Below are 18,231 nucleotides of genomic sequence, written 5' to 3'. Positions count from 1 at the left end.
TGAATCACCGTATCAGTTAAGCGACAATACTCAAAGACACTGCCATCTCGCACGGCTGCTTTAGGCCCTTCCATGTTGACATGAAAACCAGCTTCAAAGCTCGGTGTAAAGGCAGCACTCAACTGCAACTGGTTGATCTTGAGAGGCTGTTGGACAGCCGTTTTGAGCAATTCCATCATCATAGGGTTTTGATTGGACACCCCAAAATGGCGGACCTTGCCCGCTTGCTCCAAGTGATCAAAAGCTGCCGCCACTTCTTCCGGCTCCATGAGGGCATCCGGTCGGTGAAGGAGGAGACTATCTAAGCGCTCGATCTGCAAACGCTCGAGAATGCCATTGATGGAGTCCAAAATATAGTCCTTGGAAAAATCAAAATAGGTAAAGCCGTCTTTGCGAATCCCACACTTGGACTGGATCCACATCTGGTCCCGAAGATCCGGACGACGCTTGAGAACCTTACCCAGCAGGATCTCACACTGGCCATCGCCATAGATATCCGCCAGATCAAAGGTGTTGATCCCAATCGACAAAGCTGCCTCCACCAAGGCCTCCACCTCATCTTCACTCATCTGACTGATCCTCATCATCCCAAGGACAATCGTGGACAGACGCTCATTTTCAGCAAACTCAATATAGTTCATGTCCGCCTCCTTTTCATTCTTCTTTCATTATAATGTAAAGAAGATCAAACAGCAATGATTTCACAAAGTAAAACACCTCCAGTATCCACTGAAGGTGTCTCTTTTAACGATAGCTCAAGGCTTTTTTAACAGTCTTGACTAAACCTAGGTCATCTGTTTGTAAGATAAGGCTTGAATAGATTTTTCCAATGATCATGGTGCCGAGGAGCGTGAAGGCCAAGGCAATTCCGAATGATCCCCATGATTCAAGTCCACTTGCATAGCCATTGATGGTACGGAATGGCATGAAGAAGGTTGAAATGAATGGAATGTATGATCCAATCTTCAACAGAAGGACATCACCTGCGCTACCTAAGGTAGTTACTCCAAAGAAGCTAAAGAACACTAACATCATCAGTGGCGAAATCGCTTTTCCTGTATCTTCTGGACGAGCAACTGTTGAACCTAGGAAAGCTGAAAGAACCACGTACATGAAGATTCCAAGAATGATCAAGAATAAGGTATTCAAGGAAATGGATTGTCCAATATGTTGGGTGATAGGAGAGTCTGGAGATAAGATATCTTTCACAAGAGGAATGGAGTCTCTAAAAATCCAAACGCCTCCCAATCCGACTGCATAGATACCAATATGAGTACAAATGACTCCGAAAAGACCAATCATGCGAGCATAGAAATAGTGAGTTGCGCGAATGCTTGAGAAGACCACTTCCATAATCTTGGTCCCTTTTTCACTGGCTACCTCTTGAGCAGTGATACCTGAATAAAACATCAGAATCATGTAGATAAGAAAACCGATTCCTCCAGCTACCACGGTCTGCACCATTTTCAGCCCTTCTTTCTTCTCATCAATTTTTTCAATCAATGAGACCTGTTGCGAAAGGGCTGCTAACTGCTCTTGGCTTAAATCCGCTTTAGAAACATTGAGCATTTGTTGGACCTGACTCAATTTAGCCATAAGGATTGCTTTGAAACCTGGCTTCATGGCATCCTCACTCTGGTAGCGAGCCTCTAGCTGGCCATCCTTTTCTTCAACTGTGAGGATTCCCTTGATTTCTTCCTCTTTCATGGCCTTTTTAGCTGCTGCTTCGTCCTTATAGTCAAAGGTCAAGCCATCGGTCCCTTTCAAGACTTCCTTGACAGGAGCTTGATCTGTAATCAAGGCGATGTTGCTTTTCGCAGATGTAGAAGATCCGACGAAATAGTTCACTCCAATCGTCAATCCGAAGAAGAGAAAGGGAGTAAGCACCATCAGTAAAAAGCTCCATGATTTCACTTGGCGTAAATAAGTTTCTTTGATAACAATCAGCATCTGTTTCATACTTCTACTCCTGATTCTAGTTTAAAGATTTCATCAATGGTTGGGGCTTGTTGGTCAAAGGTTGCTAGATAGCGACCCTTGGTCAACTGATCAAAGAGGTCCGGACCTGCTGTTTCATCATCCAATACCAACTTCCACAGGCCTTGCTTGGTCATGGTCACCTTGGTCACGTGAGGCAGCACTTCCAACTCCTCTTTACTGAAGTCATTGGATACGAAGAGACGAGTCTTCCCGAAGCTATTGCGAACTTCTTGTACGGGACCTGAAAGAATCACAGATCCATCACGAATCATAACCAACTCATCACAGAGTTCTTCCACATTGGTCATGACGTGGTCAGAGAAGATAATGGTGGCACCGCGTTCTTTTTCTTCAAAAATGACCTGCTTAAGCACTTCTGTATTGACAGGATCCAGTCCGCTAAAAGGCTCATCCAGGATGATCAATTTTGGCTCATGGATCATGGTAATGATCAATTGAACCTTTTGCTGATTCCCTTTTGAGAGGCTCTTGATCTTATCGGTTAATTTTCCTTTTACTTGGAGCTTTTCCATCCAGATTGGAAGTTTCTCCTTGACCTCAGCAGTTGACATTCCTTTGAGATTAGCAAGGTAACGGACTTGCTCATAGATGGTTAACTTAGGCATAAGGCTTCGCTCTTCTGGCAGGTAGCCAATTTCCTTATAGGTTTCTTGACTGATTGCTTGGCCATCCAATTGGATATCACCGCTGTAGTCAAGGAAGCGGAGGATACTATGAAAGATAGTGGTCTTCCCAGCTCCGTTCTTCCCGATCAAACCTAAGATGGATCCTTTTTTCGCAGTCAAGTCAATGCCGAACAAGACTTGCTTCTTGCCAAAACTCTTTTCTAAATTTCTAATTTCTAACATGAATGACTCCTTTACTCTTTATAATAACGTTTGGTAATCTTGTATTGAGAGACCAAGATATAGACATAAATTAGTGATACAACTACTAATGCTAACAAGATATCTGCCTGGAAAGCAATGCCAACTAAGAATATCGCCATTAAGGAAATCGGTAAGACATAATTGCTTAACTTGAAGACAATATCGTAATTCTCCTCGTAGCAAATTTGTTTCTCTGCCTCATCTATCATGCTCATTATTAGTTCACGGACTTCTGCCCCACTAGCATTGCGTGGGATTGCTTTTCCATAAATCTGTTTGAAGGTTTTTCGAAACTGATGTTCTAGCCCAAAAGTAAGAAGGAACAAAGCAAGAAAAATAAGCGGGATGGTGTATTTCCCAAAAGCACCTGTTAGTTTTTCTTCATAGACTAGTTTTTGGCAAGAGAAGAAAATCACTAATAGATAGGGAACAATCATGACGCCTTTGAACATCGTAGCCAAGTCATAGATTCTTCTCGTTTGGCTTTCATAACGGTAGGCTTCGTCTTCATCTTCTGCCTCCTCCATCATCTGATAAGACTGGCGCGATGAGATGAGGTAGGTAGACGCAATCCCGAAAACCACCAGATATAAAATGATTGACCCTATATAGATCATATCTCGATCAAATAGCTTTTGGAATTCAATAGGATGGTCTGAACCAAAATAACCTGTCAAAAAACCAATGATTAATCCTGATAGGACCATGGCCATGTTTCTCCAAAAACGAAAACGGGCTGACCTTTCTTTTAACTTCTTTTTCACTTTTATTCCTCTCCCTCTACTAGACTAAAGACATTCTCCACCGGTTCCTTGAAAATCTGGGCGATGGTGATGGCAATAATAACCGAGGGGGTGTATTCCCCCCGCTCCAAGAGACTGATGGACTGGCGCGAGACTCCTGCTAGCTTGGCTAGCTCGGATTGGTTGAGGCCATCACGCGCCCTCAGCTCTTTCAGTCGATTTTTTAAGATCATGGCTTTCGCCCCCTTATAGTTGAATACCTTGAATATCTTCGATGCGGACTAATTTGGTTTCCCTCTGTTGTTTATGATTCACACGAGTCAGTTTGACCCAATCTTCGTCGATATCCAAAATTTCATACTCGAATCCAACACCACTCACTAAAACAGTGGCCGTTTGGCCTTTCAATTCTTCTAAAATTCTAGACATGTCTTGATTTCCTTTCACTTGTTTTTCTAATCGTCTAATGCGTTTGTTCAACCTTTTATTCTTCTTTTCTGAGCTCGCATAAACCATAATCAGAAAAGGGATAAAAAGAATCCATATGGCTCCCATAAGAAACCTCCCCTTCTTTCAACTAAAATCATTGTAACACTTCTTTTTCTTTTTGACAAGTGTATTTGTCAAAAAAATAAAAATATTTGTCAAAAATAGAAGGATGGTTGACATGGATATTTTGAGTACTTAAAGGAATTTCTTTATTTTTATAGGGTTTCAAGGCCTATAACTTGCAAATCCTGTAAGAAAAAAAACAGTTGAGAATTTCTCAACTGTTTCATGTTTTTACGATTTATCGCACTTCTGCGTCTACTTTTTCTTCGAGTGATGCTTGGATTTTTTCCATATAGCGAGCGACTTCTTCGTCGGTCAAGCTATCTTCTGGATTTTGGAAGGTCAAGCTGTATGCCATAGATTTCATTCCGATACCCAGTTTTTCACCTGAGAAAACGTCAAAGAGTTTGATGTCTGTCAAACGTTTCACGCCTGCAGCTTGGATGGCATCGACCACTTCTTGGTGAGTCACTTCTTCTTTGAGGAGAAGGGCGATATCACGGCTGACTGCTGGGAACTTCGTAATTTCCACAAATGGAGCAGCTGGTTGAAGGGCTGCTTCGATAGCTGAAAGGTTAAGCTCGGCTACATAAGTTTCTGGAATATCATAAGCCTTAGCCGTCACAGGGTGTACTTGACCGAGGAAACCAAGAACTTGATCCCCGAGTGAAATCAAGGCTGTACGTCCTGGATGGAGGCTAGCGATTTCAGAGGTTGCTGTATAAGTCACTTCAAGACCCAAGCGAGCAAAGAGGGCTTCCAAGATTCCCTTAGCATAGAAGAAATCAACTGGAACAGCTGGAGTCTGGAAGTCTTTTTCAGCAACTAAGCCAGTCAAAGCAAAGGCAAAGCTGTTGATTTCATTTGGCAAGTCTTCTTTTGGATTACCTGTTTGCTCGAAGACTTTTCCAATCTCATAAAGAGCCAAGTCTTTGTTCTTACGCGCTACGTTGTAGGCAACTGTATCAAGGATACCAGAAACCATATTTTGACGGAGAACTGAACGGTCCACAGTCATTGGCCACATAAGTTCTGTTAGGTTGCTTGGTGCAGTCGTAAATTCAACGGCTTTTTCAGGAGTTGTCAGAGCGTAGGTAATGATTTCAGTCAAGCCTGCCCCTTCAGCAATCGTCCGAACCTGACGACGCAATTTTTGAGTCGCAGTCAACTCACCTGCTGTCCCATCGTCTTTTGGAAGACTGGTTGGCAAGCGGTCATAACCATAGATACGTGCGATTTCTTCAAAAAGATCAGCTTCAATAGTGATGTCCCAACGGCGACGTGGAACACTCACAGTAAAGGAATCAGCATTTCCAGAAAGGCCAAAACCAAGGCGACGGAAGACATCTTCAATATCTGCGTAGGAAAGCTCTGTACCAAGGACACGGTTGACGTCAGCAAGAGTGGAAGATACTTCTACATCTGAAGTATCCAATTCACCTGCTGAAACGATGCCCTTACGCACGGTTGCACCTGCAAGCTCTGCTATCATGCTTGCTGCCGCATCAAGGGCTTCATTGACAGTTGCCACGTTGATGCCTTTTTCAAAACGAGAAGATGATTCAGAACGAAGGTTGAGACGACCGCTGGTCTTGCGGATAGATTTGCCATTGAAGACAGCGGCTTCAAGGACGACACGACTAGACTTTTCAGAAATTTCTGTAGCCTGACCACCCATAACACCGGCAAGGGCTACTGGCTTGTCAGCCACAGTAATGACTAGGTCATTCGTCTCCAACTCACGCTCTTCCCCGTCCAAGGTCACCAATTTTTCACCCGCACGCGCTTCACGGACACGGATCTCGTTTCCTTCAAAGGTATCCAAGTCAAAGGCATGCATAGGCTGACCAAAGTAGAGTAGGATATAGTTGGTCACGTCAACGACATTGTTGATCGGACGAATACCTTCATTCATGAGGAGGTTTTGCAACCATTGTGGACTTGGTGCGATGGTCACATTGTCCAAGATACGAGCAGCATAGTATGGCGCCTTGTCTGTGTCAATGCTGACAGAAAGAGCGTCTGCTGCAGCTTGGTCTGTTTCAGTCAAAGCAAAGTCTTTGAAATTGACTGCCTTGTCATAAATCGCTGCTACTTCGTGCGCTACCCCACGCATAGAAAGAGCGTCTGCACGGTTAGGCGTGATGGAAAGTTCGATGATTTCATCATCCAAGTCTAGGTAAGAGAATACTTCCTCACCTGGTACTGCATCATCCGGCAAGATTTGGATGCCATCTGCAAATTCCTTAGGTACAACGGAATCAGAAATGCCCAATTCACCAAGTGAACAGATCATCCCTAGTGACTCTAAGCCACGGATTTTCCCTTTTTTAATCTTGTAGTTATCCGCGATGCGAGCACCTGGAAGAGCCACCATAACCTTGATTCCTGCACGCACATTTGGTGCTCCACAGACGATTTGACGAGCTTCTTCTTCGCCCACATTGACTTGGCAAACATGAAGATGAGTTTCTGGCACATCTTCGCAAGACAAGACTTCTCCGACGACAATTTTTGAGAGGCCAGCAGCTGGTGATTCGACACCTTCTACTTCAATCCCTGTGGTTGACATTTTTTCAGCCAACTCTTGTGATGGCACATCAATGTCCACCAATTCTTTTAACCATTTATAACTAACTAACATATGTAAGATACCAAGGGCTAAGCAGAAATCTAGATATCTTTCCTAGATCTCCATCCACCCTCGTTTTGATCCTTTCATTTTGTGTTTTCCAGCTCGAGGCTAGCTTAGGAAGGTCTAATAACCTCCCCTTCTCTAGAATGGAAGCTTCCAATTCTGAGACTTCTTGTCCATTCTAGATCAATTTCTTTCTCAACAACCAGTCTGTATCCACGGTATCTCCGGTAACATACTGGTGTTCACTAAATCGTTCAAAACCAAAGCGATAGTAAAAATCTTGCGCCTTAAAGTTGCGTTCCCAGACACCTAGCCAGGCCCACTCAAAGCCCCGGCTCTTGGCTTGATCCAGCGCAAAGATAAACATTTCCTTGCCAAAACCAGCCCCATGAAATTCCTTTTTGACATAGATCCGTTGGATCTCAAAGGACTTGTCCATCTCTACTGGCTCCGTCTGTGCTTGCCCCCAATTGATCTTGAGAAAACCACAGATTTCTTGTTCTTCATTGAGGACAAAATAGATTTCAGATTCTGGATCTAGCAGATCCTTCTCGATTTGCTCCAAAGAGAGCACGGTAGAGAAGTACTCTTCCAAGTCTTCCTCAACAATATAGGGACCAAAGGTCTCCCGATAGGTTTCCACCTCTAGGTCACGTAAGGTCTGTAATTGATCGATTTTTACTCTAACTAACATGATTATTTAAACTGTTCTGAGAAGCGAACATCTCCTTGATAAAAGCCACGGATATCATTGATTCCATAACGAAGCATGGCTACACGCTCCTGACCAAGTCCAAAGGCGAATCCTGAATAGACTGTCGAATCAATGCCACTCATCTCGAGCACGCGTGGGTGAACCATACCGGCCCCCATGATTTCGATCCAACCTGTCTTCTTACATACATTACATCCCGCTCCACCACATTTGAAGCAAGATACATCGACCTCAACGGATGGCTCGGTGAATGGGAAGTAAGAAGGACGCAGACGGATTTGACGTTCTGCACCAAACATCTTTTGCACGATCAACTGAAGCGTTCCTTGAAGGTCCGCCATAGAAATGTTCTTCCCAACAACCAAGCCTTCGATCTGATGGAACTGGTGGCTGTGGGTCGCATCATCTGTATCCCGACGGAAAACACGGCCTGGAGAAATCATTTTCAAAGGTCCCTTGCTAAAGTCATGCGCATCCATTGCACGCGCCTGAACTGGTGATGTGTGGGTCCGAAGCAAGATTTCTTCTGTGATATAGAAGGTATCCTGCATATCACGAGCTGGGTGATCCTTTGGCAAGTTCATGCGTTCAAAGTTGTAGTAGTCTTTTTCGACTTCAAAGCCATCTACAACTTGGTAGCCCATCCCGATAAAGATATCTTCGATTTCTTCACTGGTTTGGGTCAAGACATGGCGATGACCAACTGCGACTGGACGTCCCGGAAGGGTCACATCGATACTCTCACTAGCTAATTTGGCTTGGACTTTCTTTTCTTCCAAGAGCTTAGCTGTTTCTTCAAAGGCAGCCGTCAAAACATCACGGGCTTCATTAACGTGTTTCCCGATGACCGGACGCATCTCAGCAGAGACATCTTTCATCCCTTTGAGGATCTCGGTTAGAGAGCCTTTCTTCCCAAGGACAGAGACGCGTAGCTCTTGCATCTCTTTTTTATTTTCAGCAGAGATCTGCTTCAAGGCTGCCAGCGTTTCTTCTCGAAGCGCTTTTAGTTGTTCTTCAATCGTTGACATATTTCCTCCATCATGGTCCTCACTCAGACATAGAAAAAACCACGCGCCACATCCATATTCGGAGCGTTGACACGCGGTACCATCCGTTTTTTATCTGAAACTCAGACCTTAATTTCTAAATCCTTGCGCAAGTGAATTCACTCAGCTTTCATGCAAAGAGCTTTCAGTCACGGCTCTTCTCCCTGTTGCACTTCCCTTGAGGTACTAGTCTTGCAGATTTCTATTCAATTACTATCTAGTTTAGCAGATTTTTAGTTAAAAAACAAGTTAGATGAGACTAATTTCAATAGACAAAGAAACAAGACCCAGGGCATTATTTATTTGCCTTGTCTGTTTCATCTGCTTTCCTTTTCAATAGAAGAGTTGCTGCTTGGTTAAAACCATCACACCAGTTATACCATTTTGCTTCATACTCATCTTGAGGTAAGATACGATGTTTTAAATCCAAAACAGAGGATATCTTTCTTTCCTCACAAGCTTGCGCATAGAGATGATAAATTTCATCACCACCATCTTTATCAAACTCAGCAGAAATCGTATCCCGACCTGCCAATAAAGACTGATAAGCCCTGTGATGCCCGTTTGTAATCAAGAAGCAATTTCCAAACGCAAGAATACTAATTGGATCCACATTGATGATTTCCGCCGATTGATCAAGCATCTGGATATCATGTAACTTCTTTTCTGATAAATATAGTTGGGTCGGATGAAGATCTGTTATTTTGATTTTCAATTCTTTCTCCTCTACCAAGAGTAAAATAAGCTGGTCCTGGGCACTGGTGAACATTTTTAAAGGTCAGGATTTAAAGACCTGCCAAAGCCAAATTCCTCTGCCGTTCTTGTTATCCGTTTGTTTTTATTCGATGACTTGTCCAGCTTCTTTCAAGACAGATTCTGGAATGGTAATGCCTAATTCTTCTGCCACTTTTTTGTTGATGACAGATTTACCATCTGTGAAGATTTCGACTGGTGTATCACCTGGTTTTTGACCTTTCAAGATTTTCGCAGCCATTTTACCAGTTGCCACTCCAAGATCGTGTTGATCGACAACGACTGAGCCTAAACCACCAGCTTCGACCATGGCTGTCGCACTTGGGAAGATTGGTTTTTTAGCTGTTTTGTTTGCTTCGACTACCGTTGAGAAGGCTGAAGCGATGGTGTTGTCAATTGGAACCCAGATAGCATCCACTTTACCAGTCATGACAGAAACCGTTGAAGCAATTTCATTTGTAGAAGGGACTGAATAAGGAACCACCTTGTAGCCTGCTTTTTCAGCCAATTTTGTAAATTCTTCTACTTGCGTTTTAGAATTATCTTCACTGGTTGAGTAAAGGACACCGATTGTTTTCACGTTTGGAGTCAACTCTTTGATCAATTTCAACTGTTGTTCCGTTGGGTTGTGGTCAGATACTCCTGTGATATTGCCACCTGGTTTTTTCAAATCTTTGACCAAGTTAGCGCCGACTGGGTCTGTGATAGCACCCATGACGATTGGTTTGTCCTTGGTTGCACTAGCCAAACCTTGAGCAGATGGGGTTGCGATTCCGATCAAAACGTCGTTGTTGTTTTGGACCAATTGCTTACTCATGGTAGCAACCTTGTTTTGGTCCCCTTCTGCATTGAGGAATTCAATCTCAATCTTGTCCTTGTCATAGCCTTCTTCAGCCAAGCCATCTTGAATCCCCTTGTAGATTTCGTCTAGCGATGGGTGGCTGACCAACTGCAAGACACCGACTTTTACCTTTTTAGTTCCATCTGCTTTATTAGCTTCATTTTTATTGTTTAACATTGGATAGACTACTGCTACTAAAATAATAGCTAGCAAAGCACCAATCATTCCCAATACACGTTTGTTTTTCATTTTCTTTACCTCAATTATTTATTTTTTCGTTTTTTCGCATCTTTGTTAAAGACTGAGTCGCCATCGTTTCTTCATCTTCTTTTCTCCCTTCTTTTTGAAACAAAAACACGCCCACACATAGCTATAGCTATGTGAGGACGTGTCATCGCGGTGCCACCTCACTTATGGGAAAATGGATATACTCCTCCCATGTCTCTGTCTTGTCTAGCAACAAGTTGCACGATAAGGTGTGCCGACCGAATTTTTATTGTTTCAAATTCATCTCATCATTAGTCCAATTTCATAAATGTCCACTACCCACTTCCACCAACCGTGAGCTCTCTATTAAATTTTCATTTATTACTTTTCTAATTGAATCCATTGTAAATGTTTCCGTAAGCCTTGTCAATACTTTTTTATGTTTTTTTTGAAAACGTTCGTCATTTCCTGAAATTCATTTTCTAACGGATGCTTTTACAAGGATTGAAAACCGCCTTCTTACTGGGTTTTCAGGCACTTTTTTGATATAATTTACTAGAATTAGTCTAGAATGTTGAGGAACCCCATGTCTTTTGATGGATTTTTTTTACACCATATGGTGAATGAATTACAAAGCGAACTCCTATATGGTCGCATCCAAAAAATTAACCAACCCTTTGAACAAGAGTTGGTTTTACAAATTCGTAGCAATCGCAAGAATCAAAAACTCTTGCTGTCTTCCCACTCTGTTTTTGGTCGGATCCAACGGACTCAGACCAATTTTGAGAATCCTGCCTTCCCTAATACCTTTATCATGGTCATGCGCAAGTATCTCCAAGGGGCAGTCATTGAGCAGATCCAGCAACTGGAGAATGACCGTATTTTAGAAATTGCCGTCTCCAATAAAAATGAGATTGGGGATGATATATCTGTAACCCTGATTATTGAAATCATGGGTAAGCACAGCAATATCATTCTTCTGGACAAGGCAACTGGAAAAATCATCGAAGCAATCAAGCATGTGGGCTTCTCACAAAATAGCTACCGGACCATTCTCCCTGGATCAACCTATGTAGCTCCTCCAAAAACCGAAGCGGTCAACCCCTTTACCATTAAAGACGAAGCCTTATTCGCCTTTCTTCACCGAGAAGAGTTGACACCTAAAAACCTTCAAACCCATTTCCAGGGTCTTGGTCGAGATACTGCTCAAGAATTGGCCAGTCGATTAGAAAGCGGAGAAAAATTAAAAACCTTCCGAGCATTCTTTGAAGCTCCAACAGATCCCCGTCTAACGAAAAAATCTTTTGCTGCTCTCGCTTATGCAGATAGCCAGGAGGAGACCTTTGAAACCTTATCAGATCTACTCGACCACTACTACTTGGACAAGGCTGAGCGCGACCGGGTCCAACAACAAGCTGGGGAACTAATCCGCAAGGTGGATAATGAGCTAGAAAAGAACCGGAAAAAATTGGCCAAACAGGAAGCCGAACTAGCAGCGACAGAAAATGCCGAAGAATTCCGTCAAAAAGGCGAACTACTCACTACCTTCCTCCATCAAGTCCCAAATGATCAAGACCAGGTCACCTTGGACAACTACTATACCAACCAGCCTATTACCATTGCTTTGGATAAGGCCTTGACCCCCAGTCAAAATGCTCAACGCTACTTCAAGCGTTACCAGAAGCTAAAAGAAGCCGTCAAACATTTGACCTCTCTCATCCAGGAAACCAAGGAAACTATCTCCTACCTAGAGACGGTCGAGACCGCTCTGGCCCAAGCCAGCCTTTCTGAAGTAGCCGAGATTCGCGAAGAGCTGATCCAAACAGGCTTTATCAAACGACGCAACCGAGAAAAGATCCACAAACGGAAAAAACCAGAGAAGTACTTAGCATCAGATGGCAAGACCATTATTCTGGTCGGCCGGAACAATCTTCAAAACGAAGAATTGACCTTCAAAATGGCTAAAAAGGACGAACTCTGGTTCCACGCTAAGGATATTCCAGGTAGTCACGTGGTCATTACAGGTAACCTCAACCCTTCAGATGAGGTCAAAACCGATGCAGCTGAGCTTGCAGCCTATTTCTCTAAGGGACGCCTGTCCAATCTGGTCCAAGTCGACATGATTGAAACAAAAAAACTCAACAAACCGACCGGAGGAAAACCTGGATTTGTAACCTATACCGGTCAGAAAACCCTACGGGTCACCCCTGAAGAAGAAAAGATCAAATCTATGCGCATCAATGAGTAATAAAAAGGGCTGAGAATCATCTCAGCCCTTTTGTTTTATTCTGATTTGTGGATATCCTCTTTGACCTGGTCAACGTTGAACTTGGCAAAGAGATACTGGCGGTCCTGGACAGGAAAGCGTTGGTCCAATTGATCAATGGCTCCAACTTCGACGATGCCCTCTTTGATGACAAAATCCATAACATGTCCTCCAAAGGTATGGTCATCTGAGATAAAGTGAAGGTGATAGCCTGCTACACTGACCCCATGAAACATCTCTGGCGTCCAAAAACCAACAATGGTTCCTGTAACATTTTCTCGTGTAAATTCTGGCTGATGGGTTGCTACATCTGCAAACTTGGTCTCCGAAGTTGATTTGGGAATCATGCGCACATGCATTTTGGCGAAATCACCGTGAATCTTGATGGAACGAAACAAATTTTCGCCATCGTAATAAGATTCAATGCGAGCCTCTAACTCCTCATCTGTCATTTCAAAGCGTTGTCGAAAAATCACTTCGGCCTGGTGGGGAACAATGGCTGCATAGGGGACAGTCGCATCTGAAGATACTTCCACAATCTCTGGTTCCTCTCCTGAACCCTTAGCTTGATAAGCCTTACCATCTAAGACAATCAATTCGCCATCGATTGAGTCCAGGGTCCCAATTCCTAAATCTCCATGCTCTAGTAATTCTTTAACCGTAAAGGATCCTCCATAGAGACCAGCCATCAAAGCCCCCAAGGTATTGTATTGAAACAATTTCACCGGTTCCATTATCTTCTCCCTCATTCATCTTGTCTTCTTTTTAGCCCTTCCAGTATACCATATTCTCAAGGACAATAACAGAAAGACTGATTAAAAAAGAGCGGGACCGAACCATGATACAAACTTGTTCTGATTCCCGCCCTTCAAGGGTCAAGTAGTTAATCTTCTAACAGGCTCTCATAGAAAGCTTGCATTTGCCCATCATCTGGGACTAGCTGCAAATAGCCTTCTGCCACTTCCCGGGCTTTTGCGATTTGTCCCAACTCTCTCAAGAGGTAACTATAGCTTTCTAAGTACTCTGGATTTTCTTTCAAATCTGGGTAGAGCTCTTCATAGATCGGAGCCGCTTTTTCAACCTCTTCGAGTGCTACCAAGGCACGAGCGATATTCCAACGGGTGACGACATTTTCCACTTCCACTTCTTGCCATTCAAGGACGTCTTCATAACGTTCCTGTTCCAGATAAAGAGTTGTCAGACGAAGGGCGATATCTTCAAGATCCTCAGCAACTTCTTTGGCTTCTAACAAATACTTCTCTGCTTTTTCTGGCTGGTGCAACTCGTAGGCCAATTGGGAGGCTAGAAGGAGGAGATAAGCGTCAAAAGGATTCTTTTGGATTCCTTGCTCTGCTATTGCTAACGCTGTTTCTCGGTCATTTTCAGCTTGAAGAGCCAAGGCATAGCCGTATTCATACCCTTCAAAGTCTGGCGACAGTGTATCAATCTGCTTGAAGTAGATCAGAGAACGTTGATACTCTTCTCGGTCAGAGAGAAGGGTTGCCAATTCATAGGCAATCTGGTCATCAAACTCAATTTCCAAGGCCTTTTCTAAAAACTCAATAGCAGACTCAAACCGACCCAGATTCGCATAAGCATAGCCAATCCGCTGGTATGTGGAAATGCCCGTTTCTTCTAAAATGAGACGGTTGTCTAACTGAGCATACTCTTGAATGGCTTCTTGGTAATTTTCAAGTTCTAAATCAATCTCTGCCAAGCCTAGTTGAATAATAGGGTCATCTGAAAGAGTCGCTGCTTCCATCAGTTTTTCTCGAGCCACATCTGCCAAGCCCTCACTTTGGTAGAGGTCTGCCTTGACTAAGAGACTGGCTAGATACCATTCCGAACTTTCCGGGATTTCTTCCAAATAAGCAAAGGCTTCTTCCATTAGTCCATCTTCCGCTACGATAGTGGCTAGACTCAGATAGACCTCTGGATAATCATCTCTCAGATGCAAGTAGGTTTGCTTGGCTTCTGGGTAAAAACCAATACTTTCAAAATATTGTCCCAATTCTAACAAGGTAGCTGGATCATCTTCTAGCAAAGCCTTATCCAAATAAGCTGGCAGACGATCTAGCTCTTGTTTCTCAATTGCTTCTAGAATTTTTTGACTATTCTTCACTTTGAATTTCCTCAACTTCGTCCTTTTCGTACAAACCACTGACCTCTTTATACCATTCAAATAGAGCACTGATGACTACTTTAGCCGAAGCATAAACCGGGATTCCTAAGAAGACTCCCCAGATTCCAAACATAGAGCCAGAAGTAATCAATACAAACAGAATCGTGATTGGGTGGATATTGAGCTGACTCCCCAAGACAAGTGGGGAAACGAAACGTCCCTCGATTGTTTGCTCAACAATAAAGACAATGACGACTTTGACAAACATCTCTGGTCCTGCCACCAACCCCAAGACTAAGGCTGGGAGCATGGCCAAGAAGCTGCCCAAGTATGGTATCAAGTTCAAAAAACCAGCGGTTACACCGAGTGTCACAGCGTAACGAAGCCCAATGATCTTAAGCAGAAGAATAAACATTAAAGCTACGATGATAGCAACAGTAATCTGACCTCTGACATAATTAGCCAATTGTGTATTGACATCAGACAGTACTTTGTCTGCAGATTTACGAATCTTGGTTGGCAAGAAACGGATGATTTGCCCTTTTAAGTTCTTTCCATCTCTCAAAAGATAGAAGACGATAAAAGGCATAATAATCAAAGCGATAATGACCTGAGAGGCGACAGTAATCAGATTGCTGACCCAGTTGACTGCTCGGGCGGAAAAAGAACTCGCCCAACTGGTAATATTCTGCGACAATTGGCTGGTCCATTCATCCAGCTGAGGCTTGATTTCTGGCGACACTTTGTTGTCTAAGACATCATCGATGGTCCTATTGGCCTTTTCCAAGTAATCTGGCAGGTTCTTCATAAAACTAAGAACTTGATGTTGAATAGCTGGAATAGCGACAGCCAAGCCCCATAAAATGAGAAGCGCGATCAAAATAAAGACGATGGAAATTGCAATGATCCGTTTGACTCGGTGCCTTTCCAAAAAGTCCACGATTGGATTTAACAAATAATAGAGGAGCCCTGAAATAATGACTGGTAGCATGACTGCTGCTCCAAACTCTAACAGGGGTGTAAAAATAAAACTAATCTTGCTGAGAACTAAAATATTCAATCCCATCAGTAAGGTTACTAGAAAAACAGTAATGGCTTTATTATCTACAAACCATTTAAAAAACCAGGATAAACTAAAATCTTTTTCTTTATGTTCCACGGGAATCTCCTTCGTTTTCAATCTGTCTTTATTTTAGCATTTTTAGTCCATAATTTCACGATATAGCTGAAATGTGAGCTTTTTTTTAATGCTTAGCTTGTCAATCCTTCACCTAATCGTTTTCCATCCCCTTCTTTTCTGATATAATGGAGCTATCAACAAAGTCGAGGTGCATGTGATGCAAGATATTTATTTCGGAACCTATACCAAACGAGACTCTAAAGGAATTTATAAGGCTTCCTTCGATGAAAGAACTGGTCAACTTAGCGACTTAGAACTAGTTGCTCAAGAGCCAAACCCAACCTATCTCGCTTTTTCAAAAGCTGGTTTCTTATACAGTGTGGGTGCGGAGCAAGGTCTTGGCGGCATTGCAAGCTTTAGTCCTGATCACCAGTTAATCAATCATGTGGTCGAGGAAGGGGCGCCCCTCTGTTATGTCTCTGTTGATGAGGCGCGTGGCTTGGTCTATGGAGCTAACTACCACAAGGGACAAGTCCTCTCATATCGCATCCATGAAGATGGTCATTTAACCTTTGTCGACCAAGCGACTCATCAGGGTTCTGGACCTCACGAAAACCAAGCGAGTCCCCATGTACATTATGCAGATCTCACTCCCGATAAGCTACTCATCACTTGTGATTTGGGTACCGATCAAGTAGTGGTCTATCAAGTCGATGATCTTGGTAAACTAACGAAGACTCAAACCTATCAAACAGCTCCAGGTGCTGGTCCACGTCATATCATTTTCCACTCTCATTACAAGACCGCCTACCTCATTAACGAATTAAACGCTACCATCGATGTCCTTTTCTATGACGGACTTGGCTACTTTGAACATTTCCAAACCATCTCAACCCTACCTAAAGAGTATGAAGGTCAAAAATGGGCCGCTGCTATTCGCCTCTCAGAGGATGGGAAATTCCTCTATGCCTCAAATCGTGCCCATAACTCCATTGCAGTTTATGAAATCTTGGCAGATGGTAGCCTAGTGCTTCTTGAAATCGTTCCAACCAATGGACTCAATCCACGCGATTTCATTCTTAGTCCTGATCAAGAATACCTCATTGCAGTCCATCAAGATTCAGACAATGCTACTGTTTTTAAACGCGACAAGGCGAGTGGTAGATTGACTGAATTGAGCCATGATTTCTACGTACCAGAGGCAGTTTGCGCCCTCTTCAACTAAGAATCAAAACGCTTGCTAGTTTGGTTGAAAAATGATTAAATAGTGATAATAATAAATAGTTTATAGGAGAAACCTCATGAACCCAATGGATTTGTTTAACCAAGTCAAAGAAATGATCGAAAAGAAAGATTTCGATGCTGCTAAAAAATTCATCGATGACAACAAGGATAACCTTGGTGACTACTTAGAACAAGCGAAAGCACTTGTTGCTGGAAACGATCTAGTCAGCGGTGCTGTAGATAAAATCAAAGGCTTGTTCTAATAAAACGATTCCTCAACTAGATAGTTGAGGATTTTTTGTTTGGCCCGATAACAAAAAGATCCTTAAGAAAACTCAAGGATCTTTTATATCTAGTTAACTAGATTATTTTTTAAGGTTGTAGAATGATTTCAATCCACGGTATTCAGCTACTTCACCAAGTTGGTCTTCGATACGAAGCAATTGGTTGTATTTAGCGATACGGTCTGTACGTGAAAGTGAACCAGTCTTGATTTGTCCTGCGTTTGTTGCAACTGCGATGTCAGCGATTGTTGAATCTTCAGTTTCACCTGAACGGTGTGATACAACGGCAGTGTAACCAGCTTCTTTCGCCATTTCGATAGCGTCGAAAGTTTCAGTAAGAGTACCGATTTGGTTAACTTTGATAAGGATTGAGTTAGCAGCACCTTCTTCGATACCACGTGAAAGGTAATCAGTGTTTGTTACGAAGAAGTCGTCACCAACCAATTGAACTTTACTACCAAGACGTTCAGTAAGAGCTTTCCAACCTTCCCAGTCGTTTTCATCCATACCATCTTCGATAGTGATGATTGGGTATTTGTTAACCAATTCTTCAAGGTAGTCGATTTGTTCTGCAGATGTACGAACAGCAGCGCCTTCACCTTCGAATTTAGTGTAGTCGTAGACTTTACGTTCTTTATCGTAGAATTCTGATGATGCACAGTCAAATCCGATGAATACGTCTTTACCTGGTACATATCCAGCAGCTTCGATCGCAGCAAGGATAGTTTCAACACCATCTTCAGTTCCTTCGAAACGAGGAGCGAATCCACCTTCATCACCTACGGCTGTTTCAAGACCACGAGATTTAAGGATTTTCTTAAGAGCGTGGAAGATTTCAGCACCGTAACGA

The 18,231-nt window shown here is 42.9% G+C and carries 17 protein-coding genes, 1 pseudogene and 1 other annotated feature; of the genes and pseudogenes, 3 read left to right on the top strand and 15 right to left on the bottom strand.

The genetic code is table 11. The annotated features are described in order from the left end of the window. The 11 genes from RCH62_RS06885 to trpX form a co-directional block, all read right to left on the bottom strand. A partial coding sequence (locus tag RCH62_RS06885) for an aldo/keto reductase (protein ID WP_306474900.1) occupies positions 1–641 on the bottom strand: 641 nt, incomplete at its 3' end. A 103-nt stretch (positions 642–744) separates the two neighbouring features. Next, positions 745–1,959, bottom strand: coding sequence for an ABC transporter permease (locus tag RCH62_RS06880; RefSeq protein WP_048691046.1), 1,215 nt, complete (start codon positions 1,957–1,959; stop codon positions 745–747). Next, positions 1,956–2,849, bottom strand: a complete 894-nt coding sequence (locus tag RCH62_RS06875) for an ABC transporter ATP-binding protein (RefSeq protein WP_013903836.1) — start codon at positions 2,847–2,849, stop codon at positions 1,956–1,958. The genes RCH62_RS06880 and RCH62_RS06875 overlap by 4 nt, the downstream gene beginning before the upstream one ends. A gap of 11 nt (positions 2,850–2,860) precedes the next feature. Then, positions 2,861–3,634, bottom strand: a complete 774-nt coding sequence (locus RCH62_RS06870) for a DUF3169 family protein (protein ID WP_048691042.1) — start codon at positions 3,632–3,634, stop codon at positions 2,861–2,863. A 2-nt stretch (positions 3,635–3,636) separates the two neighbouring features. Then, complete coding sequence (locus RCH62_RS06865) at positions 3,637–3,846, bottom strand: helix-turn-helix transcriptional regulator (RefSeq protein ID WP_003002675.1); 210 nt, start codon at positions 3,844–3,846, stop codon at positions 3,637–3,639. A gap of 13 nt (positions 3,847–3,859) precedes the next feature. Continuing rightward, positions 3,860–4,168, bottom strand: a complete 309-nt coding sequence (locus tag RCH62_RS06860) for a hypothetical protein (RefSeq protein ID WP_048691039.1) — start codon at positions 4,166–4,168, stop codon at positions 3,860–3,862. Between the two features lie 235 nt (positions 4,169–4,403). Beyond that, positions 4,404–6,809: a phenylalanine--tRNA ligase subunit beta gene (pheT, locus tag RCH62_RS06855; RefSeq protein WP_048691036.1), complete on the bottom strand. Its 2,406-nt coding sequence runs from the start codon at positions 6,807–6,809 to the stop codon at positions 4,404–4,406. 172 nt (positions 6,810–6,981) lie between these two features. Continuing rightward, the gene (locus tag RCH62_RS06850; protein ID WP_048691034.1) at positions 6,982–7,497 is read right to left on the bottom strand and encodes an N-acetyltransferase; all 516 of its coding nucleotides are present in this window, start codon (positions 7,495–7,497) and stop codon (positions 6,982–6,984) included. Between the two features lie 2 nt (positions 7,498–7,499). After that, entirely contained in the window at positions 7,500–8,546 is a 1,047-nt protein-coding gene (pheS, locus tag RCH62_RS06845; protein WP_048691032.1) for a phenylalanine--tRNA ligase subunit alpha, read from the bottom strand. A gap of 313 nt (positions 8,547–8,859) precedes the next feature. Then, a complete protein-coding gene (locus RCH62_RS06840; RefSeq protein ID WP_048714892.1) occupies positions 8,860–9,279 on the bottom strand; it encodes a hypothetical protein in 420 nt (139 codons plus the stop codon). Between the two features lie 123 nt (positions 9,280–9,402). Then, complete coding sequence (trpX, locus tag RCH62_RS06835) at positions 9,403–10,383, bottom strand: tryptophan ABC transporter substrate-binding protein (RefSeq protein ID WP_373689710.1); 981 nt, start codon at positions 10,381–10,383, stop codon at positions 9,403–9,405. Between the two features lie 154 nt (positions 10,384–10,537). After that, positions 10,538–10,772, bottom strand: a binding site (T-box leader). Between the two features lie 179 nt (positions 10,773–10,951). On the opposite strand from trpX, the gene RCH62_RS06830 reads away from it, so the two are divergent. Next, a complete protein-coding gene (locus tag RCH62_RS06830; RefSeq protein ID WP_048714896.1) occupies positions 10,952–12,613 on the top strand; it encodes an NFACT family protein in 1,662 nt (553 codons plus the stop codon). 35 nt (positions 12,614–12,648) lie between these two features. Here the strand turns inward: RCH62_RS06830 and budA are convergent, their stop codons facing one another. From budA to RCH62_RS06815, 3 genes are all read right to left on the bottom strand, one after another. Beyond that, positions 12,649–13,365 carry an acetolactate decarboxylase gene (budA, locus tag RCH62_RS06825; RefSeq protein ID WP_048714898.1) on the bottom strand — a complete coding sequence of 239 codons (717 nt, stop codon included), beginning with the start codon at positions 13,363–13,365 and terminating at the stop codon, positions 12,649–12,651. 149 nt (positions 13,366–13,514) lie between these two features. Then, complete coding sequence (locus tag RCH62_RS06820; protein WP_023027056.1) at positions 13,515–14,753, bottom strand: lipopolysaccharide assembly protein LapB; 1,239 nt, start codon at positions 14,751–14,753, stop codon at positions 13,515–13,517. Further along, on the bottom strand, positions 14,743–15,912 hold the full coding sequence (locus RCH62_RS06815) for an AI-2E family transporter (RefSeq protein ID WP_048691022.1): 1,170 nt from the start codon (positions 15,910–15,912) through the stop codon (positions 14,743–14,745). Before RCH62_RS06815 ends, RCH62_RS06820 begins: the two co-directional genes overlap by 11 nt. Positions 15,913–16,087: 175 nt before the next feature. On the opposite strand from RCH62_RS06815, the gene RCH62_RS06810 reads away from it, so the two are divergent. Further along, complete coding sequence (locus RCH62_RS06810; protein ID WP_306474899.1) at positions 16,088–17,098, top strand: lactonase family protein; 1,011 nt, start codon at positions 16,088–16,090, stop codon at positions 17,096–17,098. Between the two features lie 76 nt (positions 17,099–17,174). Continuing rightward, positions 17,175–17,360, top strand: a complete 186-nt coding sequence (locus RCH62_RS06805; RefSeq protein WP_023023803.1) for a hypothetical protein — start codon at positions 17,175–17,177, stop codon at positions 17,358–17,360. 102 nt (positions 17,361–17,462) lie between these two features. Here the strand turns inward: RCH62_RS06805 and eno are convergent. Beyond that, positions 17,463–18,231, bottom strand: a pseudogene (eno, locus tag RCH62_RS06800) (surface-displayed alpha-enolase); the annotation flags it as partial.

The sequence above is a fragment of the Streptococcus sp. genome, from assembly GCF_030825805.1.
In the GTDB taxonomy this organism is placed as follows: Bacteria; Bacillota; Bacilli; order Lactobacillales; family Streptococcaceae; genus Streptococcus.
Note: the sequence above shows the minus strand (reverse complement) of the source record. Positions and strands in the feature narration are given on the sequence as shown.